Consider the following 25,325-nt stretch of genomic DNA (forward strand, 5'->3'; position numbering starts at 1 on the left):
GGTTGATATGACGACTCTGTATCTGGCTTCAGGTTCTCCGCGTCGGCAGGAACTGCTGACCCAGCTTGGCCTCTCTTTTGAGCGACTGGTTCCTGGTATTGAGGAACAACGTCGTGCGCAGGAGAGTGCGCAGCAGTACGTCTCGCGCCTGGCGCGGGAAAAAGCGCAGGCCGGTGTGGCGTTGGCGCCGCGGGATCTGCCTGTTTTGGGGGCGGATACCATCGTCATTCTTAACGGTGAAGTGTTGGAAAAACCGCGTGATGCCGGACACGCTGCAGAAATGCTGCGTATGCTTTCCGGGAAAACTCATCAGGTCATGACGGCCGTGGCGTTGGCCGATAAGCAGCAGACGCTGGATTGCCTGGTGATAACAGAGGTGACCTTCCGCCTGCTTTCCGGGCAGGATATTGCCGACTATGTGGCCAGTGGCGAACCTTTAGACAAAGCAGGTGCATACGGTATTCAAGGGCTGGGTGGCTGTTTCGTCAGGAAGATAAATGGCAGCTATCACGCCGTAGTCGGCTTACCGCTGGTGGAAACGTATGAGTTGCTCAGTAACTTTAACTCACTGCGTGAAGAAAAGGGATAAAGATGACAGCTGAATTATTAGTTAACGTAACGCCATCCGAAACGCGTGTCGCGTATATTGATGGCGGTATTCTTCAAGAAATACATATTGAGCGTGAAGCGCGCCGTGGGATAGTAGGCAATATCTACAAAGGCCGTGTCAGCCGTGTGCTGCCGGGAATGCAGGCGGCTTTTGTAGATATTGGTCTGGATAAGGCCGCATTTCTGCACGCTTCCGATATTATGCCGCATACCGAATGTGTGGCAGGTGAAGAACAAAAGCAGTTTACCGTCCGCGACATCTCCGAACTGGTGCGTCAGGGGCAGGATCTGATGGTGCAGGTGGTGAAAGATCCCCTCGGTACGAAAGGCGCTCGCCTGACAACCGACATCACCATTCCTTCCCGTTATCTGGTCTTTATGCCGGGCGCTTCGCACGTTGGTGTTTCGCAACGTATTGAAAGCGAAGCTGAACGTGAACGGCTGAAAAAAGTAGTGGCCGATTACTGCGATGAGCAGGGCGGATTTATCATCCGTACGGCGGCGGAAGGCGTTCACGAACAAGAGATGGCGGCCGATGCTGCCTATCTCAAGCGCGTCTGGACGAAAGTCATGGAGCGTAAAAAGCGCCAGCAAACGCGCTACCAGATGTACGGTGAACTGGCTCTGGCTCAACGTGTGCTGCGCGATTTTGCCGATGCACAGCTCGATCGCATTCGCGTCGACTCCCGTTTGACTTACGAATCGCTGCTCGAGTTTACTGCTGAATATATTCCGGAGATGACTAACAAGCTGGAGCACTATAGTGGCCGCCAGCCGATCTTCGATCTCTTTGATGTCGAAAATGAGATTCAGCGTGCGCTCGAACGTAAAGTAGAGCTGAAATCCGGCGGTTATCTGATTATCGATCAGACCGAAGCGATGACCACCGTTGATATCAATACCGGTGCATTCGTTGGCCATCGCAATCTCGATGATACTATCTTTAACACCAACATTGAGGCGACGCAGGCCATTGCCCGTCAGCTGCGGCTGCGTAATCTCGGCGGGATTATCATCATTGATTTCATAGATATGAACAATGAGGATCACCGCCGCCGGGTGCTGCATTCGCTTGAGCAGGCGCTGAGCAAAGATCGGGTAAAAACCAGTATCAACGGTTTCTCTCAGCTTGGGCTGGTAGAGATGACCCGCAAACGCACCCGCGAAAGCGTGGAGCACGTGCTGTGCAATGAGTGCCCGACCTGTCATGGCCGCGGCACGGTGAAAACCGTGGAAACGGTGTGCTATGAAATTATGCGTGAGATCGTACGCGTGCATCATGCCTACGATTCAGACCGTTTCCTGGTCTATGCTTCTCCTGCGGTAGCGGAAACGTTGAAAGGGGAAGAATCCCATGCGCTGGCGGAAGTCGAAATCTTTGTCGGTAAACAAGTCAAAGTGCAAATTGAGCCGCTCTATAATCAAGAGCAGTTTGATGTGGTCATGATGTAATCATCTACTTGCCTCTATTTTTAGGAGAGGCAGACGGATGAAGTGTAAAAGGCTGACAAGGAGAGATGCGTGAGGCGACTGCCCGGGATATTACTGCTCACCGCGGCAACATTGATTGTCGTCGTCGCACTGCTGGTGAGCGGTCTGCGCCTCGTGTTGCCGCAGTTGGACACCTGGCGTCCCCAGGTGCTGGCGAAAATTTCCGCTATCGCTGGCGTACCGGTCGATGCCTCGCAAATTACCGCCAGTTGGCAAACTTTTGGCCCTACGCTTGATGTTCGCGATATTAAGACCGGCCTGAATGATGGCGGTGAACTTTCCATTAAACGCGTCACTCTGGCGCTGGACGTGTGGCAAAGCCTGCTGCATATGCGCTGGCAGTTTCGCGATCTCACTTTCTGGCAGTTACAGGTTCATACTAACACCCCTATTCAAACCAATGACGGTGGTGAGGGGCTGAAAACCGACCGTATTAGCGATCTTTTCCTCCGCCAGTTCGATCACTTTATCCTCCGCGATAGCCATCTGAGCTTCCTGACCATTTCCGGCCAGCGGGCCGAGTTGGCAATCCCGCAGCTTACCTGGCTAAACGGCAAAAACCGCCATCGTGCAGAAGGACAGCTTAGCCTCAGCAGCCTGACCGGCCAGCATGGGGTGATGCAGGTGCGAATGGATCTGCGCGACGAAGATGGTCTGCTTAATAAGGGGCGCGTCTGGCTTCAGGCCGATGATATCGACGTTAAACCATGGCTTGGGCGCTGGATGCAGGACAATATTGCCTTGCAGAGCGCACGGTTTAGTCTTGAAGGCTGGATGACCATCGATAAAGGCGATGTTGCCAGTGGCGATGTCTGGCTGAAGAAAGGCGGGGCCAGCTGGCAAGGTGATAAAGATAAGCATCATCTTTCGGTCGATAACCTGACGGCGCATATCTATCGCGACAATCAAAGCTGGGGTTTTCGAATCCCGGATACGCGCATCTCTATTGATGATAAACCCTGGCCGCGCGGCGCGCTGGCTATGGCGTGGATCCCGGCTCAGGATGTCGGTGGGAACAACAGCAAACGTAGCGATGAACTGCGCATTCGCGCCAGCAATCTTAACCTTAACGGTTTGACCGGGCTGCAGCCGATGGCCGACAAGCTGGCTCCTTCGCTGGGCGAAATCTGGCGAACTACCCAGCCAAGCGGCAAAATCAATCTTCTGGCGCTGGATATTCCTTTGCAAGCGGCGGAAAAGACCCGCTTCCAGGCTGACTGGAGCGATATGTCATGGAAGCAGTGGAAGCTGTTGCCGGGCGCTGAACACTTTTCAGGAAACGTTTCCGGAAGCGTGGAGAACGGTGCCCTACACGTCAGCATGACACAGGCGAAAATGCCGTATGAGACGGTCTTTCGCGCGCCGCTGGAAATTGCCAAAGGCGATGCGACCCTGAGCTGGGTGAAGAATGATAAAGGCTTTATGCTCGATGGTCGCGATATTGATGTGCAGGCTACCGGTGTTCGCGCTCGCGGTGGATTCCGCTATCTGCAACCGCAGGGCGATGAACCCTGGCTGGGGATTCTGGCCGGTATCAGTACCAATGACGGCGGTCAGGCATGGCGCTACTTCCCGGAAAATCTCATGGGCAAAGCGCTGGTAGATTACCTCAGTGGGGCGATTAAAGGCGGTCAGGCCACCGATGCCACGCTGGCCTACGGCGGTAATCCCCACCTGTTCCCGTATAAGCATAACGAAGGCCAGTTCCAGGTCTCGGTGCCGCTTAAGAACGCCACCTTTGCTTTCCAGCCTGATTGGCCAGCACTAACCGGGCTGAATATCGACCTCAACTTTATCAATGACGGTTTATGGATGAAGGCCGATAAGGTGATGCTGGGTAAAGTCACTGCCAGCAACCTGGATGCGGTTATCCCCGACTATTCGCGAGAAAAGCTGTTGATTGATGCCGACGTTAACGGGCCGGGTAAAGAGGTGGGGCCTTACTTTAATGAGACCCCATTGAAAAAAACGTTGGGTGCGGCGCTGGATGAGCTTCAACTGGACGGGAATGTGAGCGCTCGCTTACATCTTGGTATCCCGCTGGACGGCGAGATAACCACCGCGAAAGGCGATGTTCAGTTGAAGAACAACAGCCTGTTCATCAAGCCTATCGACACCACATTGCAGAACCTGACCGGCAAATTCAGCTTTGTAAACGGTGATCTGAAAAGCGAGCCGATGAGCGCCAACTGGTTTAATCAGCCGCTGAATATTGATTTTTCGACCACTGAGGGTGAAAAGGCGTTCCTGGTGGACGTCGGGATGAAAGCCAACTGGCAGCCATCGCGTACCGGCTTATTACCTAAGGCGATTGATAGCGCTCTAAGCGGCAGCGTGCCCTGGGACGGTAAAGTGGCGATTGAGCTGCCGTATCACGGCAGTGCGAACTATAAAGTTGATATCAACGGCGATCTGAAGAATGTAAGCAGTCACTTACCTGCGCCAGTCGATAAGCAAGCTGGTGCATCTTTACCTGTAAAGATCAAGGTTGATGGCGGGTTAAGCAGCTTCAATCTAACCGGTTCTATTGGCGCAAAAAATCATATTAACAGCCGCTGGTTGTTGGGGAATAAGTTAACCCTGGACCGCGCTATTTTGACCTCTGACAGTAAAGCGGTGTCACCGTTGCCTGAGCAATCTGGTGTAGAACTGAACATGCCGCCGATGGACGGTGCGCAGTGGCTGGCGCTGTTCCAGGGGGGAGCGGCAAACGATGTCAGCAGTAATATGGTCTTCCCGGAGCGGGTCACGCTGCGTACGCCAGCGTTAACGATGGCGGGCCAGAGCTGGAATAACGTCAGCCTTGTTTCACAGCCCGATGCCGGCGGCACCAAAGTTGAAGCTCAGGGGCGTGAAATTAATGCAACGCTGACGATGCGTAAGAATGCCCCGTGGCTGGCGGCGATTCGTTATCTCTACTACAACCCAACGTCAGCGAAGAGCGGCGAGACGGCTAAAACCAGCGGCCCCCTGTCTGATACCAAAATTGATTTCCACGGCTGGCCGGATCTTCAGCTTCGCTGCGCAGAGTGCTGGCTATGGGGGCAAAAATATGGCCGTATCGAGGGTGATTTCAATATTAGCGGCGATACTCTGACGTTGGCGAACGGACTGGTGGATACCGGTTTTGGTCGCCTGACTACGGATGGCGTGTGGGTTAGTGCCCCGAGTGGCGTACGGACCTCGCTAAAAGGTAAGCTGCACGGTAATAAAACCGATGATTTCGTGAATTTCTTTGGCGTATCAACTCCGGTAAAAGGCTCTGCATTCGATATCGATTATGACCTGCACTGGCGCGCGCCGCCGTGGCAGCCGGACGTTGCCTCGCTTAACGGAATCTTAAAAAGCCATCTTGGAAAAGGTGAGTTTACCGACCTGAGTACCGGCCATGCCGGTCAGCTTCTGCGTCTGCTGAGTGTTGATGCGCTGCTGCGTAAGTTACGTTTCGACTTTAGCGATACGTTTAGCGAAGGTTTCTACTTTGATTCGATTCATAGCACGGCGTGGATTAAAGACGGCGTGATGAATACCGATGATACGCTGGTCGATGGTCTGGAAGCGGATATCGCAATGAAAGGCTCTGTCGATCTCGTGCGCCGCCAGCTGGACCTGCAGGCCGTGGTCGCGCCGGAAATTTCCGCCACCGTAGGCGTTGCGGCGGCCTTTGCCGTTAACCCGATTATCGGTGCCGCGGTCTTTGCCGCCAGCAAGGTGCTGGGGCCGTTGTGGAACAAGGTCTCGATTTTGCGCTATCGCATCACCGGTCCTATCGATCAGCCGCAAATTAATGAAGTCCTGCGCCAGGCGCGGAGCGACAAAAAGCAATGATTTGACGATTGTGCATAATTATCGCACTCTCAATAGATAGCGTTCTATACCCGTTATATTTCAAGCCGCAGATGCGTTGGCTACGCTCGTTCACCCCTGTCACATAGTTATCTATGCTCCTGGGGATTCTCTTGCTTGCCGCCTTCCTGCAACTTGAACTATTTAGGGTATCTATTTCCGCCTGATACGCGGCAACAAACGAGTAGCATAACGATGAGTCTGAACCTGGTAAGTGAACAATTACTGTCGGCAAATGGCCTGAATCATCAGGATCTGTTTGCCATTCTTGGCCAACTGGCCGAGCGCCGTCTGGATTACGGCGATCTCTATTTTCAGTCGAGCTATCACGAGTCCTGGGTTCTGGAAGACCGCATCATTAAAGATGGTTCGTACAATATTGACCAGGGTGTCGGCGTGCGTGCGGTGAGCGGCGAAAAAACGGGCTTTGCCTATGCCGACCAAATTAGTCGACTGGCGCTGGAACAGAGTGCGCAGGCGGCCCGTACCATCGTGCGTGACCACGGTGATGGCAAAGTCCATACTCTTGGCGCAGTAGAATACAGCTCCCTCTATACCAGTATCGATCCGCTGCAGAGCATGAGCCGTGAAGAGAAGCTGGACATTCTGCGTCGGGTGGACAAAACCGCCCGTGCCGCCGACAAGCGGGTGCAGGAAGTTTCCGCCAGTCTGACCGGTGTCTACGAATTAATTTTGGTCGCCGCGACGGATGGCACGCTGGCGGCTGATGTGCGTCCGTTGGTTCGCCTTTCCGTCAGCGTGCTGGTGGAGGAAGAGGGTAAACGCGAGCGTGGTGCCAGCGGTGGCGGCGGTCGCTTCGGCTATGACTATTTCCTTGCCTCTCAGGATGGTGAAGTGCGCGCCGATGCCTGGGCGAGAGAGGCCGTGCGTATGGCGCTGGTGAATCTGACGGCCGTTGCCGCACCTGCCGGGATGCTGCCAGTGGTACTGGGCGCGGGCTGGCCTGGCGTACTGCTGCATGAAGCGGTGGGTCACGGTCTGGAAGGTGACTTTAACCGTCGCGGGACCTCAGTCTTCAGCGGCCATATGGGCGAACTGGTGGCTTCAGAACTGTGTACCGTCGTTGATGACGGTACGATTGCCGATCGTCGTGGTTCCGTCGCTATCGACGATGAAGGCACGCCGGGCCAGTATAACGTGCTGATCGAAAACGGCATTCTGAAAGGCTATATGCAGGACAAGCTCAATGCTCGCCTGATGGGCGTGGCGCCAACCGGCAACGGTCGCCGCGAATCCTACGCGCATCTGCCGATGCCGCGCATGACCAACACCTACATGTTGGCGGGGAAATCCACGCCGCAGGAGATTATCGAATCGGTTGATTACGGTATCTTCGCACCGAATTTCGGCGGTGGTCAGGTAGATATTACTTCCGGGAAATTTGTCTTCTCTACTTCTGAAGCCTACCTGATCGAAAAAGGGAAAGTGACGAAAGCAGTGAAGGGGGCGACGCTTATTGGCTCCGGGATTGAAGCGATGCAGCAGATTTCGATGGTTGGCAATGATCTGAAGCTGGACAGCGGCGTCGGCGTCTGCGGCAAAGAGGGCCAGAGCGTGCCGGTTGGTGTCGGCCAGCCAACCCTCAAAGTGGATAAACTCACCGTTGGCGGTACTGCCTGATACTTCTCCAATGCGCTTTCGCATCCTGCGAAAGCGCAAATCAACTTAGCGGGTGATTCCGCGCCCGTGCATACCCTGGTAAATTTTTGCCACCTCAACGAAATATTCCGTCAGAGAGTTAATACACACCTGCACCTTCAGAGGGAGTTTGTCCTTCTCGGTATAGAGCGCATAAACCGGGCGCGGATCGGACTGGTAGCTCGGCAGCAGGATCTCCAGTTCGCCACGATTGATCTCCTCGATCACCCACATCAGCGGAACGTAAGCGACGCCGACTCCCGCCGTAAGCCAGCGCACCAGCGTCATCGGATCGTTAGTCACAAAGCGTCCCTGCGGGATCAGCTTGGTTGAGATCCCTTCCGGGGCGATGATTTCAAACTCGTTATCCGGGCGAACGCTGTACTCAAGCCAGGAGTGGCCGGCAAGGTCTGCGGGTTTGTCCGGACATCCTGCCTGATGGAGATAGCTTTTCGCGGCGCAGAGCACCATCGGCATCGACCCCAGGCGACGGGAAAAGAGGCCGGAATCCTGCAAGGCGCCTACGCGAATCACCAGGTCCAGGCCGTCAGCAATGAGATCAGGGGCGGGGATGCCGGTCACCAGGTTTATCGACAACCCGGGATACTCTTTGAGCATTTCGGCGGTAATGCGAGCCAGGACATTCTGTGCCATAGTTGAAGAACAGCCGATGCGCAGCGTACCAATAGGCGTGTTGTTAAAAGCGTATAGCTGCTCATGGACATCCTGGGCTTCGAATAGCATTCGCCGGCAGCCCTGGTAGTAGATTTTCCCTGCTTCTGTTAAACCAAGGCTGCGAGTGCTGCGGTTGAGCAGCTTAACCTGCAGCTCATCTTCCAGTTTGGCTACAGTCTGACTGATGGAAGAAACGCTCATCTGGAGCTGGCGAGCCGCGGCGGTAAATGAACCTAGTTCCACCACTCTGGCGAAAACGGACATACGTTTTAGTCGTTCCATTATTCACTCTGGCTTAAAAGTGATTTAGATCACACAATATAGATAAGGCTGCAATGATTACGCTAATATACTGTTAGCTACATAATAAATTCATCACAGCTTGCCACCTGTACGCTTCTTATCAAGGTCATCATGAGTCTGTTTCCTGTCATTGTGATTTTCGGCTTGTCGTTTCCGCCGATCTTCTTTGAATTGCTATTGTCTCTAGCCATCTTCTGGCTGGTGCACCGCCTGCTGGTTCCAACCGGCATTTATGATTTTGTCTGGCACCCGGCGCTGTTTAATACCGCGCTATATTGCTGCCTGTTTTATCTGATATCGCGTTTGTTCGTTTGAGGTCGATGTGAAAACACTAACAAGAAATATCCTCCGTACCGCAATCACTGTGATACTGGTTATCCTCGCATTTATCGCGATTTTTCGCGCATGGGTGTATTACACCGCCTCGCCCTGGACGCGCGATGCGCGATTTAGTGCGGATATCGTGGCCATCGCCCCGGATGTCTCAGGGCTGATTTCGCAGGTGGATATTAAGGATAACCAACTGGTTAAGAAAGACCAGGTTTTGTTCGTTATTGACCAACCTCGTTACCAGAAAGCATTAGCCGAAGCTGAAGCCGATGTCTCCTATTACCAGACTTTGGCGCAGGAGAAGCGCGTTGAGGCTGGCCGTCGTAACCGCCTTGGCGTGCAGGCGATGTCTCGCGAAGAGATAGACCAGGCGAATAACGTCCTGCAAACCGTTGAGCATCAGCTGGCGAAAGCGACGGCGAACCGCGACCTGGCGAAGCTCGATCTGGATCGCACGGTGATCCGCGCCCCGGCAGACGGCTGGGTGACTAACCTGAACGTCTATAGCGGTGAGTTTATTACCCGGGGCTCTACCGCGGTGGCCCTGGTGAAACAGAACTCTTTCTATGTCATGGCTTATCTTGAAGAGACCAAACTTGAGGGTGTGCGTCCAGGCTATCGTGCTGAAATTACCCCTCTGGGAAGCGGGCACACGATTAAAGGTACCGTGGACAGTATTGCTGCCGGGGTGACTAACGCCAGCAGCAGCAGCGATGCAAAAGGGATGGCCTCTATCGATTCCAATCTTGAATGGGTACGCCTGGCGCAACGTGTGCCGGTACGTATTCATCTTGATCAGCAACAGGGGAACCTCTGGCCTGCGGGAACCACCGCGACGGTTGTCATTACAGGCAAAGAAGATCGCGATACTAGCCAGGCAAACTTCTTCCAGAAACTGGCTATGCGCCTGCGCGAGTTCGGTTAATCGCCATGGGGATCTTTAGCATTGAACTCCGGCACCTCCGCTTTGCCGTGAAATTAGCATCTGCGGTAGTGCTGGCGCTATTCGTCGGTTTTCATTTCCAACTGGAAACGCCGCGTTGGGCGGTGCTCACTGCGGCTATTGTCGCCGCTGGTCCGGCTTTTGCTGCCGGGGGAGAACCCTATTCTGGTGCGATTCGCTATCGCGGGATGCTGCGTATTGTTGGCACCTTTATTGGTTGTATCGCCGCGCTGGCGATCATCATTGTGATGATCCGCGCTCCGTTGCTGATGATGTTAGTCTGCTGCCTATGGGCGGGCTTTTGTACCTGGATCTCATCACTGGTGCGTGTCGAGAACTCCTATGCCTGGGGACTGGCGGGCTATACCGCACTTATCATCATCATTACCATTCACGCAGAGCCGATGCTGGCACCGCAGTTTGCCGTCGAACGATGCAGTGAGATTGTTGTTGGTATCGTCAGCGCTATCGTAGCCGACCTGCTGTTTTCACCGCGTTCGATTAAAAAAGAGATCGATCTTGAGCTGGATAATCTGCTGATTGATCAATATCGCCTGATGCAGCTTTGCGTGGCGCATGGCGATAAAGAAGAAGTCGATAAAGCCTGGAGCGCGATGGTACGCCGTACTAACGCGCTGGAAGGTATGCGCGGGAACCTGATTATGGAGTCCTCGCGCTGGGCAAAAGTGAATCAGCGCCTGAAGGCGATCAATACTCTTTCTCTGACCCTGATTACCCAGGCCTGCGAAACCTACCTGATTCAGAATACGCGCCCTGAAATGGTCACCGATGACTATCGTGAACTGTTTGCTGAACCAGTTGAAACCGTGCAGGACGTTCACCGGCAACTAAAACGGATGCGCCGCTTTCTGACCTGGAAGGGGGAGCATAATACCCCGGTGACGATTTACAGTTGGGTGGGAGCCGCGACGCGCTATCTGTTATTGAAGCGCGGAGTGGTCAGCAATACCAAAATCAGCCGCATTGAAAATGAAGTTCTTCAGGGCGAAGTGGTGGTTAAGGCTGAATCTGCCGAGCGCCATCATGCGATGGTTAACTTCTGGCGTACATCTATCTCCTGTATTCTCGGGACGCTGTTCTGGCTGTGGACTGGCTGGACTTCAGGTAGTGGGGCGATGGTCATGATTGCGGTGGTCACCGCGCTGGCGATGCGTTTGCCTAATCCCCGGATGGTGGCTATCGATTTCCTCTACGGCACGTTGGCAGCTTTACCGCTGGGTGCGCTGTTTTTCCTCGTGATTATGCCCGCGACGCAGCAAAGCATGCTGCTGTTGTGTATTAGCCTTGCCGTGATGGCGTTCTTTATCGGCATTGAGGTGCAAAAGCGGCGACTGGGCTCGCTGGGGGCGCTGGCCAGTACAATCAATATTCTGGTGCTCGATAACCCGATGAAGTTTGAGTTTAGCCAGTTCCTTGATAGCGCTTTAGGGCAGATCGTGGGGTGTTTCCTCGCGCTGATGGTGATCTTGCTGGTCCGCGATAATTCACAGGCACGTACCGGACGCGTGCTATTAAACCAGTTTGTATCGGCAGCGGTTTCGTCGCTGACGACCAATACGGCGCGACGCAAGGAGAACCATCTGCCGGCGCTGTATCGCCAACTTTTTTTACTGCTGAATAAGTTCCCTGGTGATATCGCGCGTTTTCGTCTGGCGCTGACCTTGATTATTGCCCATCAACGTCTGCGTGATGCACCTGTACCGATAAATGACGACCTGTCTGCGTTTCATCGGCAGCTACGGCGTACAGCCGATCGTGTTATTTCTGCCGGTAGCGATGATAAACGTCGATATTATTTCGCCAGACTGTTAGATGAACTCAATATCTATCAGGAAAAGCTACAGCACTGGGAAGCATCACCGCAGGTGACGGAACCCGTGCGCAGACTGGTGGAGATGCTGCATAAATACCAGCATGTACTGATCAATAGCTAAACGCCACCCGGCGATAAGCTGCGTAGATGCTTTAGCATTTGATGAAGCGGAAGAAGGGCTGGAAGGGAACTCGCGTTTTAACGCACGACAGAGACAAAAAAAAGCCCCCAACAGGCGGGGGCAAGTCGTCAGATGAGACGACGAGGGTTTATTTGTACAGCTCAGCCGTAGCATGCCAGCTGTCACCAGTACGAGCTTCAATAATACGGTAGCTGCTGGCGCCTTCTTTCTCGGCTTTAGCCGCCAGCTCCTGACGCATATCCATTGGGGCGCTACCTACTTGAGAAACGGAAACGGTACCCATAGATTGCAGATTTTGTGCCTGCTCAGCGTTAACTTGATTGACGGCAGCGTTCGCGCCAAAAGAGAGTACGGAAGCCAGGCCCAGGGATGCGATGATAATTGCGCTTTTCATAATCTTTACTCCAATCATATTGTTTGCAGCGGCGGGAGGTTTCAATGCACTCAGGCCGCTGAGGGATATTCTGTATTTCAGCTAATGACCGACAATTGTTAAATCTTATTTATAAAGTTCTGCAGTTGCATGCCAGTGGTCACCAGTACGCGCTTCAATGATGCGATAGGAGGAAGCGCCTTCTTCTTGAGCTTTCTTATTCAGCATTTCGTGCATATCCATCGGGGAAGCACTTACCGCGCCGACGGAAATGGTGCCGATTGCCTGACGGCCTTGAGCTTGCTCGCTGTTAATAGAATCAGCGGCAAAAGCGCCGAAAGACAGAACGGAAAGCATGCTCAATGCGGCTACAGCGGTTTTGATTTTCATGATGTTGACCTCGTCGAATCTTTTTATTGGGGGTCTTTGTTTCGTGACCCTCATCACAAAATCAAGTATACACTAATCACTGAAAATATTAATACCGTGCTAATTGTTGTTCTTGTAAATAATTACAAAGAAATGTCTTCTTTATAACGTATAAGAATTAGAAATGTCAGTCTTTGGTCATGGCTAACTTTTATAGTTAATAAAATCATATGGATATGATGATTTGATCTTTTGTGCGCTTCAGGGGGATTCATTAGGTAAAGGAATGTATAGAAGTGGAAAAACACACTAAATGTTAAATAAATGCTGATTTTTTGAGAGGGAACCCTCTGGAGTTAACCAGAGGGAAGAAGCTTAGAGTTCTTGTTCAAACAGGACGAGAATGGCGTCATGCAAATCTTTAACGCTAAAACCTCTGGCTGGGGTGGTAAAAATAGTATCGTCACCTGCAATGCTGCCAAGAATACCTTCAGCCTTGCCTAAAGAGTCCAGCAGTCTGGCAATCAGCTGTGCTGCGCCAGGGCTGGTATGGATGACAACAACCGAATCGTTATAGTCGATATCCAGCACCAGATTTTTCAGCGGGCTGGAGGTTGTCGGGACGCCAAGCTCGGCAGGCAGGCAGTACACCATCTCCATTTTGGCGTTACGCGTACGCACTGCGCCAAATTTCGTGAGCATACGCGAGACTTTCGATTGATTGATATTATCGAAGCCCTCCTCTTGTAGCGCCTGTACGATTTCACCTTGAGAGCTGAATTTTTCTTCTTTAAGCAGCGCCTTAAACGCTTTAACCAGTTCTTCTTGTTTCGCCGAACTTCGCATAAGTCACCCAATTATGGTGGTAAAAACAACATCATTATGCATAACCATGCATTTTTATGCAAATAATCCGCAGGGGAGAAGCGTAAATAATGTTATGAAGGGGGCATATTTTAGCAAATAACCCTAATAAGGAACATGCCTGTGTCACGGCACGCAAATTGCTACAAAAGTAAATGAAATGTTATTAAATGATGTTGTTCTGCCCAATGCGCTGGGTGTATTGTAACCAACAGTCGATCCGGTACTACGCTTTGCTGGATGGTCAGTCTCAGGGAGGAAAATGCGAAGCTGTTGCATCGCTGCGCACGACCACGCATTCTTCAGCCATAATTATTGTAATTGTTCATCTTGTGAATTAAGGTCCAGGCGACGGAGTAACGAAAGACTATTTTAACCATAATAAGGAGTTTAGGATGAAAGTTGCAGTCCTCGGCGCCGCTGGTGGAATTGGCCAGGCGCTTGCCCTACTACTTAAGACCCAACTGCCTTCAGGTTCAGAACTCTCGTTGTACGACATTGCTCCGGTAACCCCGGGCGTGGCGGTTGATCTTAGCCATATCCCTACCGATGTAAAAATCAAAGGTTTTTCCGGTGAAGACGCAACCCCGGCACTGGAAGGTGCTGATGTGGTGCTGATATCCGCAGGTGTCGCGCGTAAGCCCGGCATGGATCGCTCCGATTTATTTAACGTTAACGCCGGGATTGTGAAAAATCTGGTGCAACAGATCGCCAAAACCTGCCCGCAAGCCTGCGTTGGGATTATTACCAACCCGGTGAATACGACGGTGGCGATTGCGGCCGAGGTGCTGAAAAAAGCTGGCGTTTACGATAAGAACAAGCTGTTTGGCGTCACGACGCTGGATATTATCCGTTCAAATACGTTTGTCGCTGAGCTGAAAGACAAATCTTCATCAGACGTTGAAGTGCCGGTTATTGGCGGCCACTCTGGCGTGACCATTCTTCCTTTATTATCACAAATTCCTGGCGTGAGCTTTAGCGAACAGGAAGTGGCTGATTTGACTAAGCGCATTCAAAATGCCGGGACCGAAGTTGTTGAAGCAAAAGCCGGTGGTGGTTCAGCGACGCTGTCGATGGGCCAGGCAGCAGCACGATTCGGCCTCTCTTTGGTTCGCGCAATGCAAGGTGAGAAAGGGGTTGTCGAATGCGCTTATGTTGAAGGCGATGGTCAATATGCCCGCTTCTTCTCACAGCCGCTGCTGTTGGGTAAAAATGGTGTAGAAGAGCGCCAGTCGATTGGCAAACTCAGCGCGTTCGAGCAACAGGCTCTGGAAGGGATGCTGGATACGCTGAAGAAAGATATCGCCCTCGGTGAGGATTTTGTGAATAAATAACATTTCACGAAAAGATACGCCGGAACCTCTGTTCCGGCTTTTTTGTCTATAGAAAACAATGCTCCCCATTCGGGGAGCCTGTTAATTGGTCGCTGGATATTCCTGTACGGCGATATGCAGGGTGATTTTCTTATCGTCACGCATAATCACCACCGGAATTTCCGAACCCGGGCGAATCTCTGCCACCTGATCCATCGTTTCCAGAGCTGACACTGCAGGTTTATCGTTAACCGAAATAATCACGTCGTTGGCGCGGATCCCGGCCTGGGCGGCTGGGCCTTCCGGCGCAACATCATTCACCACGATCCCCTGAAGCTGATCGATACCGCCTCCGCCCTGAGCATGTAAAGGCGCAATTTCGCGACCGCTGATGCCAATGTAGCCGCGAATGACGCGACCATCGCGAATTAGCTTATCCATGATCTTAGTTGCCAATTGGAAAGGAATAGCAAAACCGATCCCTTCAGGCGTTTCGCCATCGTTACTTTTATCAAATGACAGGGTGTTGATACCCATAAGTTCGCCCAGGGAGTTCACCAGAGCGCCACCGGAGTTACCGTGGTTGATTGAGGCATCGGTTTGCAGGAAGTTCTGGCGTCCGGTCGGGTTCAGGCCGATACGACCGGTGGCGCTGATAATCCCCTGGGTAATGGTTTGCCCGAGGTTATAAGGGTTACCAATCGCCAGCACCACGTCACCGATATGCGGCACGCGTTTTGGGTTAATCGGGATGACCGGCAGGCCGCTACTGGCGTTGATTTTTAATACCGCCAGATCGGTGAGGGTATCTGAGCCAACCAGCAGCGCTTCAAAAACCCGACCATCCTGCAACGCGACGATTATCTGATCCGCATCGTTGATAACGTGTTTATTCGTCAGAATGTAGCCACGTTGATCCATTATCACGCCGGAGCCGAGAGTCAGCTGATTTTGGCTGGTGTTGTTAAGGGCGCGGTTATACACGTTCACCACTGCAGGCGCGGCGCGGCGCACAGCAGGATTATAGCTGGCGGGGGATTCATCCGCGCTATCGTATTGCGTGGTCGGCGAAAGCTGCCATTGGCGCAGCGAAGGCATAATGGCCAGCAGCAGACCCCCGACGATCAGGCCGATGAGTATCGAACGTAAAAGCTTTCCAGACATGATGCCGATATCGTTGATGGATGGACAGGCGCAGCATAACACGACTTGTCCGGACATCGCACTGCGCGCGATGTCCGGAAAGAGGCTTAGCGCAGTAGCAGATAGATACTTTCGTTGCCGCGAATGACGTTCAGCGCAATAACCGCCGGTTTGCTTTCCAGAACTTTCCGCAGTTCAGCGATGGAGTGTACTCGCTCGCGGTTGAGGCCGATAATAATGTCGTCTTTATGCAGACCCGCTTGCGCGGCAGGGCTTCCTTTATCCACGTTATCAATGGTGACGCCTTTGGTCCCATCTTTCATCTGCCCATCGCTTAACGACGCTCCCTGCAAGGCAGGAATGATAAGTTCAGCGCTGGCGGTAGAAGAGGTGCTCTTATCCAGCGTGACCTCGACTTCGACGGGCTTACCATCGCGCAGTAACCCTAGCTTCACTTTGGTCCCCGGTTCGGTGGTGGCAATACGCGAACGGAGTTCGGCAAAGCTGTTAAGCGATTTGCCATTCAAGCTAACGATAACGTCGCCAGATTTGACCCCAGCTTTGGCGGACCCCGAGTTCGGTAGAACCTCACTGACGAAGGCACCGCGTTGAACATCAAGATTCATCGCTTTGGCGATATCCGCGCTCATTTCCATGCCTTTAATACCCAGCAGGCCGCGTTTGATTTCGCCAAATTGAATAAGCTGCTGAGCGAGGGTTTGTGCCATATTGCTGGGGATGGCGAAACCAATACCGACGCTGCCGCCGCCTGGTGCCAGAATAGCGGTATTAATACCAATCAACTCGCCGTTCAGGTTCAGCAGCGCGCCGCCGGAGTTGCCGCGGTTGATGGACGCATCGGTCTGGATAAAGTTTTCCAGCCCTTCCAGGTTCAGGCCGCTGCGGCCCAGAGCTGAAATAATCCCGGAAGTGGCAGTCTGCCCGAGGCCGAAGGGGTTACCGACGGCGACGGCGAAATCACCCACCCGAAGTTTATCGGAATCGGCGATAGCGATTTGCGTCAGATTGCTGGGCTTTTGTAATTGCAGCAGGGCGATGTCGCTTTGCTCATCGCTACCGATCAGTTTGGCATCGAACTCACGACCATCGTTGAGCTGGACGCTAATTTTCTGCGCCTGGTTGATGACGTGATTATTGGTCAACACATAGCCTTTCGCTGCATCGATGATGACGCCAGAACCCAGACCTTCAAACGGCTGCGCCTGCTCTTGTGGGGCATTGTCGCCAAAATACTTCTTCAGCTCTTCCGGCATATTCTGTGCCGGAGAAGCCGTACCCTCAACCTGTACGCTCACCACCGCTGGCAACACTTTTTCCAGCATCGGGGCAAGGCTTGGCAATGCGCCCTGGCCCGGTACCTGTGTTGGTAATGACGCTGCAGCCGGAGGTAAGGCGGACAACGACAACCCAATGCTTAACGCTAACGCACTCAACAGCAAAGTCTGTTTCTTCATTAGATGCTGGCTCTCGTAATCTGAGGTGTATGGGAAACGTCCCGAATGGCCTGATGTTATTGAATTTTCGACCAGGTAACAATGTGGTCAATGTTTAAATTGTAGCCGGGATGAGAGATAGAGACGGGCGCTGAGGGGGCGCCCGGACAATATTTTTACTGCCGCTGGAGGATTAGTCGCGCTTCGCGCCACCGCGCAGCAGGCCGGATGCGCCTTCAGAGTAGTCGCGCGGCATCTGGACCGGAGCCTGATCGTTACCGGCTTCCGACTCTTCCAGACGATTACGGAACGGATTGGCGTCCGCCATGCTCGCTGGCAGCAGGTTGCTGGAGCTTTTCGCCATATGCTGATACAGCTGGCGGTAGTCATGTGCCATGTTATCGAGTAGCTCAGCGCTGTGAGCAAAATGGCTTACCAGCTCTTCACGGTACTCTTCCAGCTCTGCTTTATTCTTTTCCAGTTCGAATTGCAGCGCCTGTTGTTGGCGTAATTTGCGGTTGCCAAAACGCATTGCCACGGCACCAATGATAATACCGACGACTAGCCCAATTAGCGCATATTCCCAGGTCATGAACATCTCCCGTTGTTTTGTGGTTCCGTAGGGTGGCTGTTAGGCTCTCCGCCTGCGCCCGATAGTGCCACTATAACCGCTAATCCCACAGAAGTGGAATCCTGGCGTATCATCGCGTAGTGTAGAACGGCCTTTTTTTCGTCAATCGTGAGCTACAGCATTACGGTTTTCAAGGAATAACAATAAGATCATGCAAAGCCTGTCGCCAACATCGCGTTACCTTTCCGCTCTCAAAGAGGGCAGTCATCAGCCCGACGACGTTCAGCAAGAGGCGGTTAGCCGCCTTGATACCATTTACCATGAATTGCAGAATAAGCCGTCTGTCGCGCCGCAAAACAATGGCGGTCTGCGGGCAAAATTCGGCAAGCTGTTGGGCAAGCGCGAGCCGGTTGCCGAAACGGTGGCTGTGCGCGGCCTCTATATGTGGGGGGGCGTAGGAAGGGGGAAAACCTGGTTGATGGATATGTTCTATCAAAGCCTGCCAGGTGAACGTAAACAACGTCTGCATTTTCATCGCTTTATGCTGCGTGTTCATGAAGAATTAACCCATCTGCAAGGGCACAGCGACCCGCTGGAGATCGTTGCCGACCGTTTTAAAGCCGAAACTGACGTGCTCTGTTTCGATGAGTTTTTTGTTTCTGATATTACCGATGCGATGCTGCTGGGCGGCTTGATGAAAGCGCTGTTCGCTCGCGGCATTACCCTGGTAGCCACGTCGAACATCCCTCCTGACGAGCTGTACCGTAACGGCCTCCAGCGCGCCCGTTTCCTGCCCGCTATTGACGCTATTAAACAGCATTGTGATGTAATGAACGTTGATGCTGGTATTGATTACCGTTTGCGTACGCTGACCCAGGCGCACCTGTGGCTGTCGCCGCTCAATACCGAGACTCAGCAACAAATGGATAAGCTTTGGCAGGCTCTGGCGGGCGCGAAACGCGAGCAGACGCCAACGCTGGAGATAAACCATCGTCCGTTGTCGACATTAGGGGTAGAAAATCAGACCCTGGCGGCTTCGTTTACGACGCTGTGCGTGGATGCGCGCAGCCAGCATGATTATATTGCGCTCTCGCGACTGTTTCATACCGTGATGCTGTTTGATGTGCCGGTGATGACGTCGCTGATGGAAAGCGAGGCGCGGCGGTTTATCGCGTTGGTGGATGAGTTCTATGAACGTCACGTTAAACTGGTGGTCAGCGCAGCGGTGCCCCTGTATGACATTTATCAGGGCGAACGGTTGAAATTCGAGTTTCAACGCTGTCTATCCCGCCTGCAGGAGATGCAGAGCGAGGAGTATTTGAAGCGAGAGCATTTACCGGGGTAAAACCGGGTACAAATCACATAAAGGGGTCGATCTTTGACCCCGACTTCTCTATAATCTTGCGACCCCACGTTACGAGAAGGTTTTTTTCCCAAAACTTTCTATGTGCCGGCATAGGCTATTCGAAGGGGTAGGTTTGCTGGACAATGTCGTGTGAACCTCAACTGACAAAACGTTTGGGTGTTCACCAACGTGTAACTTATTATTTGGGTAAGCTTTTAATGAAAACTTTTACAGCTAAACCAGAAACCGTAAAACGCGACTGGTATGTTGTTGACGCGACCGGTAAAACTCTGGGCCGTCTGGCTTCCGAACTGGCTCTGCGCCTGCGCGGCAAGCATAAAGCGGAATACACTCCGCACGTAGATACCGGTGATTACATCATCGTTCTGAACGCAGAAAAAGTTGCTGTAACCGGCAACAAGCGTGAAGACAAAATGTATTATCACCACACCGGTCACATCGGTGGTATCAAAGAAGCGACCTTTGAAGAGATGATTGCCCGCCGTCCTGAGCGCGTGATTGAAATCGCGGTTAAAGGCATGCTGCCAAAAGGCCCGCTGGGTCGTGCTATGTACCGTAAACTGAAAGTTTACGCGGGTAACGAGCACAACCACGCGGCACAGCAACCGCAAGTTCTTGACATCTAATCGGGATTATAGGCAATGGCTGAAAATCAATACTACGGCACTGGTCGCCGCAAAAGTTCCGCAGCTCGCGTTTTCATCAAACCGGGCAACGGCAAAATCGTTATCAATCAGCGTTCTCTGGAACAGTACTTCGGTCGTGAAACTGCCCGCATGGTAGTTCGTCAGCCGCTGGAACTGGTCGACATGATTGGTAAACTGGATCTGTACATCACCGTTAAAGGTGGTGGTATTTCCGGTCAAGCTGGCGCTATCCGTCACGGTATCACCCGTGCACTGATGGAATATGATGAGTCACTGCGTGGCGAACTGCGTAAAGCTGGTTTCGTTACTCGTGATGCTCGTGAGGTTGAACGTAAGAAAGTCGGTCTGCGTAAAGCACGCCGTCGTCCGCAGTTCTCCAAGCGTTAATTGTTTTCTGCTCACGCAGAACAATTTGCGAAAAAACCCGCTCCGGCGGGTTTTTTTATGGATAAATCTGTCATTATCCATACGGATCTGCCCTGTTCTTGCCACTTTTTCAGCATTTCCAGAATACCCTCACCACAACGCCTTCAAAATCTGGTAAACTATCATCCAATTTTCTGCCCAAATGCAGGTGATTGTTCATTTTTTGTTTAGATGATAAATGGAAATGATGTCACGCGAATGGGGTTTTTACATCTGGCTGACCATGCGTGGTCGGCAGCAGTACAATAATTCTGAATATACCTGGAGGTTTTCATGGCTGTCGCTGCCAACAAACGTTCGGTAATGACGCTGTTTTCTGGTCCTACTGACATCTATAGCCATCAGGTCCGCATTGTGCTGGCCGAGAAAGGTGTTAGTTTTGAGATAGAACACGTGGAGAAGGATAACCCACCTCAGGATCTGATTGACCTCAACCCGAATCAAAGCGTACCAACGCTTGTGGATCGTGAGCTCACTCTGTGGGAATCTCGCATCATTATGGAATACCTGGATGAGCGTTTCCCGCATCCGCCGTTAATGCCGGTATATCCGGTAGCTCGTGGGGAAAGCCGTCTGTACATGCAACGTATCGAAAAAGACTGGTATTCGCTGATGAATACCATCCAGACCGGTACTGCTGCGCAGGCTGATAATGCACGTAAGCAACTGCGTGAAGAATTGCAGGCGATTGCGCCAGTCTTCACCCAGAAGCCGTACTTCCTGAGCGATGAGTTCAGCCTGGTCGATTGCTATCTGGCACCGCTGCTATGGCGTTTGCCTGTTCTCGGTGTGGAACTGACCGGAACTGGCGCGAAAGAGCTCAAGGGCTATATGACTCGCGTATTTGAACGTGATTCCTTCCTCGCTTCTTTAACTGAAGCCGAGCGTGAAATGCGCCTGGGTCGAGGCTAATCAATGGATGTATCACAGCTGACGCCGCGTCGCCCGTATCTGTTACGGGCGTTCTATGAGTGGCTGCTGGATAACCAGCTGACTCCGCATCTGGTCGTCGATGTGACGCTGCCGGGCGTACTTGTTCCAATGGAGTATGCTCGCGACGGACAAATCGTTCTTAACATTGCCCCGCGTGCTGTAGGTAATCTGGAACTGGCTAACGACGAAGTGCGTTTCAACGCGCGTTTCGGCGGTGTGCCGCGCAATGTCTCTGTACCGATGGCTGCAGTGCTGGCTGTGTACGCACGTGAAAATGGTGCGGGCACCATGTTTGAACCTGAAGCGGCCTACGATGAAGACGTCACCAGCCTGAATGATGACGAAGAATTGCCAGGCAACGACAGCGAAACGGTCATGTCGGTGATTGATGGCGATAAGCCAGATAATCATGATGACGATCCCGATGATACGCCAACTCCGCCACGCGGTGGGCGCCCTGCGCTACGCGTCGTGAAGTAATCTCTATCAGGCCCTTTGGGGCCTGTTTTCTGATCTCTGCAAAATTCTTGTGTTAAGATGGAACAGCCGTCACGTGCTGTCACAAATCACACAATGGTCCCTATGAGCGCATTTGATTCACAAGCCGAAGATAACCCATCCTCCATTGGCAACAGTCTAGGCCGCCGTCCTCTGGCGCGCAAAAAACTGTCTGAAATGGTGGAAGAAGAGCTGGAGCAGATGATCCGCCGTCGGGAATTTACCGAAGGTGAACAACTGCCGTCAGAGCGTGAATTGATGGCGTTTTTTAACGTCGGGCGTCCTTCGGTTCGCGAAGCGCTGGCGGCGCTGAAGCGCAAGGGACTGGTGCAGATTAGCAACGGCGAGCGGGCCCGCGTGTCCCGACCTTCAGCGGACACCATCATTGGCGAGCTTTCCGGCATGGCGAAAGACTTTTTGTCTCACCCCGGCGGTATCGCGCATTTTGAACAGCTACGCCTTTTTTTTGAATCCAGCCTGGTTCGCTATGCGGCAGAACATGCCAGTGACGAGCAGATCGAAAAGCTGATGCAGGCGCTGAAGATCAACAGCCAGTCGCTTGATGACAATGCGCTGTTTATCCGATCTGACGTCGAGTTTCACCGCGTGCTGGCGGAAATCCCGGGTAATCCGATCTTTATGGCTATTCACGTGGCATTGCTGGATTGGCTAATCGCCGCCCGGCCTACGGTGCCAGAACGTGAGTTGCATGAACATAATAGCGTGAGCTATCAACAACACATTGTTATTGTTGATGCTATTCGCCGCCGCGATCCTGATGAAGCCGATCGCGCCCTCCAAACCCACCTCAATAGCGTCTCCGCCACCTGGCACGCCCTTGGCCAGAAAACACAGACACGTAAGTAACCCTCTCGATCCTCGGGATCGTTTAGTGAAGTAGATCGCATTATAAGCGTTATCTATTACGCTGCTGCTTAATCGATCTGGTATAACAGGTATAAAGGTACATAGTTAATCACTCTAATATCACTATGAGGTTTATATGGCGGTCAATATACGTGGAGTCATGGCGGCACTGCTTACGCCGTTCGATGGTCAGCAAAAACTGGATAAAGAGAGTCTGCGTCGGCTGGTTCGTTTCAATCTGAGCCAGGGGATCGACGGGCTTTACGTGGGAGGCTCCACTGGTGAGGCCTTTGTGCAGAGCGGCGCTGAGCGGCAGGAAGTACTGGAGATTGTGGCGGAAGAGGCGAAGGGAAAAATGACGCTGATCGCCCATGTCGGCTGCGTGAGTACTCTTGAAAGCCAACAATTGGCACAGGCCGCGGCAAGCTATGGATACGATGCCGTTTCTGCGGTGACGCCATTCTATTATCCGTTTAGCTTTGAAGAACATTGCGCGCATTATCAGGCCATTATTGAGTCGGCTGATGGATTGCCGATGGTGGTGTACAACATCCCGGCCCTAAGCGGCGTTAAGCTGACGCTCGATCAGATCAATACTCTGGTGACCTTGCCGGGCGTCGGCGCGCTGAAGCAAACCTCCGGCGATCTTTACCAGATGGAGCAAATCCGTCGGGCTCATCCGGACCTGGTGTTGTACAACGGCTATGACGAGATCTTCGCTTCTGGCCTGCTGGCAGGTGCCGATGGTGGAATTGGCAGCACCTACAACATCATGGGGTGGCGTTATCAGGGGATCGTTCAGGCGCTGAAAGCAGGTGATGTTGCCAAAGCGCAACACTTGCAGTGCGAATGTAACAAGGTTATCGATCTTCTGATTAAAACCGGCGTATTCCGTGGCCTGAAAACCGTGCTGCACTATATGGATGTTGTCGCTGAGCCGCTGTGCCGTAAACCGTTCGCTCCGGTTGACGAACAATTCCTGCCGGAGCTGAAAGCGCTGGCTCAGCAGTTGTTGGCAGAGAAGGCGTAACCACAAGTTGCCGGGGGGTTACGCTTGCCCGGCCTACATATTTCGACCGTAGGCCGGTAAGGCGAAGCCGCCACCCGGCACAACAACAAAAAATTATCGGGAGAGTAAAATGAGTACTTCTACCCAGAATATCCCGTGGTATCGCCATCTTAGTCGCCCTCAGTGGCGGGCTTTTTCAGCCGCATGGTTGGGATATTTGCTTGATGGTTTTGATTTTGTCTTGATTGCCCTGGTACTTACCGAGGTCCAGGGGGATTTTGGTTTGACAACGGTTCAGGCGGCCAGCTTGATCTCAGCCGCTTTTATCTCTCGCTGGTTTGGCGGCCTGATGCTCGGCGCAATGGGAGACCGCTATGGTCGACGCCTGGCGATGGTCACCAGCATTATTCTTTTTTCACTTGGTACCCTGGCTTGCGGTTTTGCGCCAGGTTACACCACCATGTTTATCGCCCGTCTGGTTATCGGCATGGGAATGGCAGGTGAGTATGGCTCAAGCGCGACCTATGTTATTGAAAGCTGGCCAAAGCATTTACGCAACAAAGCCAGCGGTTTTCTGATCTCCGGATTCTCCGTCGGGGCCGTTATTGCCGCGCAGGTTTACAGCCTGGTGGTGCCCGTCTGGGGTTGGCGCGCACTGTTCTTCATTGGCATTGTGCCGATCGTCTTCGCTCTCTGGTTACGCAAAAATATTCCGGAAGCCGAGGACTGGAAAGAGAAGCATGAGGGCAAAGAACCAGTGCAGACGATGGTCGATCTGCTTTATCGCGGTAAGCATCGGGTTATTAATATCCTGATGACCGTTGTCGCAGCGACCGCACTGTGGTTTTGCTTTGCAGGCGATTTGCAAAATGCCGGTATCGTGCTGTTACTGGGCGTGATGTGCGCAGTAATTTTTATCAGCTTTATGGTCCAGAGCAGCGGCAAACGTTGGCCTACTGGCGTGATGCTGATGGTCGTCGTGCTTTTCGCTTTCCTTTATTCGTGGCCTATCCAGGCGCTGCTGCCCACTTATCTGAAAACAGAGCTGGCTTATGACCACACCACGGTAGCGAAAATTCTGTTTTTTAGCGGCTTTGGCGCGGCGGTCGGCTGCTGCGTGGGTGGTTTTCTCGGCGACTGGCTGGGAACCCGTAAGGCCTACGTTTGTAGCCTGCTGGCTTCGCAGCTGTTGATTATTCCGGTCTTTGCTATCGGCGGCACAAACATATGGGTCCTTGGCCTGTTACTGTTTTTCCAGCAGATGTTAGGACAGGGGATCTCGGGGATCTTACCGAAACTGATCGGCGGCTACTTCGATACCGATCAACGCGCGGCGGGGCTTGGTTTTACCTACAACGTGGGGGCGCTGGGCGGTGCGATTGCGCCGGTTCTTGGTGCCTTAATTGCCCAGCGTCTGGATCTGGGTACCGCACTGGGATCGCTCTCTTTCGGTCTGACGTTCGTGGTGATCCTGTTGATTGGTCTGGATATGCCATCCCGCGTACAGCGTTGGATCCGCCCGGAAGCTGTACGGACCCATGATGCGATTGATGGAAAACCGTTCAGCGGCGCGGTGCCGTTGGGTAGCAGTAAAAGCGGATTAATTAAAACCAGATAACAAGCGCCCGGCAGCGGTGCCGGGCGAAAACATTCATCAGGG

23 protein-coding genes are annotated in these 25,325 nt (G+C 52.8%); 16 read left to right on the forward strand and 7 right to left on the reverse strand.

The genetic code is table 11. The features are described 5' to 3' along the window. The first annotated feature begins 7 nt into the window (after positions 1-7). The 4 genes from AC07P6_RS02905 (at position 8) to tldD (ending at position 7,587) form a co-directional block, all read left to right on the forward strand. On the forward strand, positions 8-589 hold the full coding sequence (locus AC07P6_RS02905; RefSeq protein WP_110272813.1) for a Maf family protein: 582 nt from the start codon (positions 8-10) through the stop codon (positions 587-589). 2 nt (positions 590-591) lie between these two features. Then, the gene (rng, locus tag AC07P6_RS02910; RefSeq protein WP_110272814.1) at positions 592-2,061 is read left to right on the forward strand and encodes a ribonuclease G; all 1,470 of its coding nucleotides are present in this window, start codon (positions 592-594) and stop codon (positions 2,059-2,061) included. A 69-nt stretch (positions 2,062-2,130) separates the two neighbouring features. Next, the gene (gene yhdP, locus AC07P6_RS02915; protein WP_478315615.1) at positions 2,131-5,928 is read left to right on the forward strand and encodes an AsmA2 domain-containing protein YhdP; all 3,798 of its coding nucleotides are present in this window, start codon (positions 2,131-2,133) and stop codon (positions 5,926-5,928) included. A gap of 213 nt (positions 5,929-6,141) precedes the next feature. Further along, complete coding sequence (gene tldD, locus AC07P6_RS02920) at positions 6,142-7,587, forward strand: metalloprotease TldD (protein WP_304253776.1); 1,446 nt, start codon at positions 6,142-6,144, stop codon at positions 7,585-7,587. A gap of 45 nt (positions 7,588-7,632) precedes the next feature. Here tldD and aaeR read toward each other — a convergent pair whose 3' ends face one another. Then, positions 7,633-8,562: an HTH-type transcriptional activator AaeR gene (gene aaeR, locus AC07P6_RS02925; protein ID WP_182235085.1), complete on the reverse strand. Its 930-nt coding sequence runs from the start codon at positions 8,560-8,562 to the stop codon at positions 7,633-7,635. A gap of 132 nt (positions 8,563-8,694) precedes the next feature. On the opposite strand from aaeR, the gene aaeX reads away from it, so the two are divergent. Genes aaeX through aaeB form a run of 3 tightly spaced genes read left to right on the forward strand, consistent with a single transcriptional unit; the run spans position 8,695 to position 11,811 of the window. After that, positions 8,695-8,898: a p-hydroxybenzoic acid efflux pump operon protein AaeX gene (gene aaeX, locus AC07P6_RS02930; protein ID WP_002918640.1), complete on the forward strand. Its 204-nt coding sequence runs from the start codon at positions 8,695-8,697 to the stop codon at positions 8,896-8,898. A 7-nt stretch (positions 8,899-8,905) separates the two neighbouring features. After that, positions 8,906-9,838, forward strand: a complete 933-nt coding sequence (gene aaeA / locus AC07P6_RS02935; protein ID WP_110272818.1) for a p-hydroxybenzoic acid efflux pump subunit AaeA — start codon at positions 8,906-8,908, stop codon at positions 9,836-9,838. 5 nt (positions 9,839-9,843) lie between these two features. After that, positions 9,844-11,811, forward strand: coding sequence for a p-hydroxybenzoic acid efflux pump subunit AaeB (gene aaeB, locus AC07P6_RS02940; RefSeq protein ID WP_304253775.1), 1,968 nt, complete (start codon positions 9,844-9,846; stop codon positions 11,809-11,811). A gap of 148 nt (positions 11,812-11,959) precedes the next feature. On the opposite strand, the gene yhcN-B is transcribed toward aaeB, so the two are convergent. From yhcN-B to argR, 3 genes are all read right to left on the reverse strand, one after another. After that, positions 11,960-12,226 (reverse strand): DUF1471 family stress response protein YhcN-B, encoded by a 267-nt coding sequence (gene yhcN-B / locus AC07P6_RS02945; RefSeq protein ID WP_049114908.1) that lies wholly within the window; start codon positions 12,224-12,226, stop codon positions 11,960-11,962. Positions 12,227-12,331: 105 nt separating this feature from the next. Further along, entirely contained in the window at positions 12,332-12,595 is a 264-nt protein-coding gene (yhcN, locus tag AC07P6_RS02950) for a peroxide/acid stress response protein YhcN (RefSeq protein WP_110272820.1), read from the reverse strand. Between the two features lie 354 nt (positions 12,596-12,949). Continuing rightward, positions 12,950-13,420, reverse strand: a complete 471-nt coding sequence (gene argR, locus AC07P6_RS02955) for a transcriptional regulator ArgR (protein WP_110272821.1) — start codon at positions 13,418-13,420, stop codon at positions 12,950-12,952. Between the two features lie 413 nt (positions 13,421-13,833). Here argR and mdh point away from each other — a divergent pair, with 413 nt between their 5' ends. Continuing rightward, the gene (mdh, locus tag AC07P6_RS02960; RefSeq protein WP_478315616.1) at positions 13,834-14,772 is read left to right on the forward strand and encodes a malate dehydrogenase; all 939 of its coding nucleotides are present in this window, start codon (positions 13,834-13,836) and stop codon (positions 14,770-14,772) included. 81 nt (positions 14,773-14,853) lie between these two features. Here mdh and degS read toward each other — a convergent pair whose 3' ends face one another. The 3 genes from degS to zapG all read right to left on the reverse strand — a co-directional run bounded on the left by degS (position 14,854) and on the right by zapG (position 17,940). After that, positions 14,854-15,915: an outer membrane-stress sensor serine endopeptidase DegS gene (gene degS, locus AC07P6_RS02965; protein ID WP_142512728.1), complete on the reverse strand. Its 1,062-nt coding sequence runs from the start codon at positions 15,913-15,915 to the stop codon at positions 14,854-14,856. A gap of 86 nt (positions 15,916-16,001) precedes the next feature. Beyond that, the gene (gene degQ, locus AC07P6_RS02970) at positions 16,002-17,369 is read right to left on the reverse strand and encodes a serine endoprotease DegQ (protein WP_478315617.1); all 1,368 of its coding nucleotides are present in this window, start codon (positions 17,367-17,369) and stop codon (positions 16,002-16,004) included. A 172-nt stretch (positions 17,370-17,541) separates the two neighbouring features. Further along, a complete protein-coding gene (gene zapG, locus AC07P6_RS02975) occupies positions 17,542-17,940 on the reverse strand; it encodes a Z-ring associated protein ZapG (RefSeq protein WP_110272824.1) in 399 nt (132 codons plus the stop codon). A 190-nt stretch (positions 17,941-18,130) separates the two neighbouring features. On the opposite strand from zapG, the gene zapE reads away from it, so the two are divergent. The 8 genes from zapE (at position 18,131) to AC07P6_RS03015 (ending at position 25,283) form a co-directional block, all read left to right on the forward strand. Further along, on the forward strand, positions 18,131-19,264 hold the full coding sequence (zapE, locus tag AC07P6_RS02980) for a cell division protein ZapE (RefSeq protein WP_478315618.1): 1,134 nt from the start codon (positions 18,131-18,133) through the stop codon (positions 19,262-19,264). 218 nt (positions 19,265-19,482) lie between these two features. Further along, positions 19,483-19,911, forward strand: a complete 429-nt coding sequence (gene rplM, locus AC07P6_RS02985; RefSeq protein WP_004106200.1) for a 50S ribosomal protein L13 — start codon at positions 19,483-19,485, stop codon at positions 19,909-19,911. Between the two features lie 15 nt (positions 19,912-19,926). Then, positions 19,927-20,319 (forward strand): 30S ribosomal protein S9, encoded by a 393-nt coding sequence (gene rpsI / locus AC07P6_RS02990; protein ID WP_110272826.1) that lies wholly within the window; start codon positions 19,927-19,929, stop codon positions 20,317-20,319. A 312-nt stretch (positions 20,320-20,631) separates the two neighbouring features. Further along, a complete protein-coding gene (gene sspA, locus AC07P6_RS02995; RefSeq protein ID WP_110272827.1) occupies positions 20,632-21,270 on the forward strand; it encodes a stringent starvation protein SspA in 639 nt (212 codons plus the stop codon). Positions 21,271-21,273: 3 nt separating this feature from the next. Then, a complete protein-coding gene (sspB, locus tag AC07P6_RS03000; RefSeq protein WP_110272828.1) occupies positions 21,274-21,771 on the forward strand; it encodes a ClpXP protease specificity-enhancing factor in 498 nt (165 codons plus the stop codon). 93 nt (positions 21,772-21,864) lie between these two features. Beyond that, on the forward strand, positions 21,865-22,656 hold the full coding sequence (gene nanR / locus AC07P6_RS03005) for a transcriptional regulator NanR (RefSeq protein ID WP_304253770.1): 792 nt from the start codon (positions 21,865-21,867) through the stop codon (positions 22,654-22,656). Positions 22,657-22,792: 136 nt separating this feature from the next. Next, positions 22,793-23,686 (forward strand): N-acetylneuraminate lyase, encoded by an 894-nt coding sequence (nanA, locus tag AC07P6_RS03010; protein ID WP_478315620.1) that lies wholly within the window; start codon positions 22,793-22,795, stop codon positions 23,684-23,686. Between the two features lie 109 nt (positions 23,687-23,795). Further along, positions 23,796-25,283 carry a sialate:H+ symport family MFS transporter gene (locus AC07P6_RS03015; protein ID WP_478315621.1) on the forward strand — a complete coding sequence of 496 codons (1,488 nt, stop codon included), beginning with the start codon at positions 23,796-23,798 and terminating at the stop codon, positions 25,281-25,283. The last annotated feature ends 42 nt before the right edge of the window (positions 25,284-25,325 follow it).

Source organism: Klebsiella sp. GFKo11 (assembly GCF_056490265.1).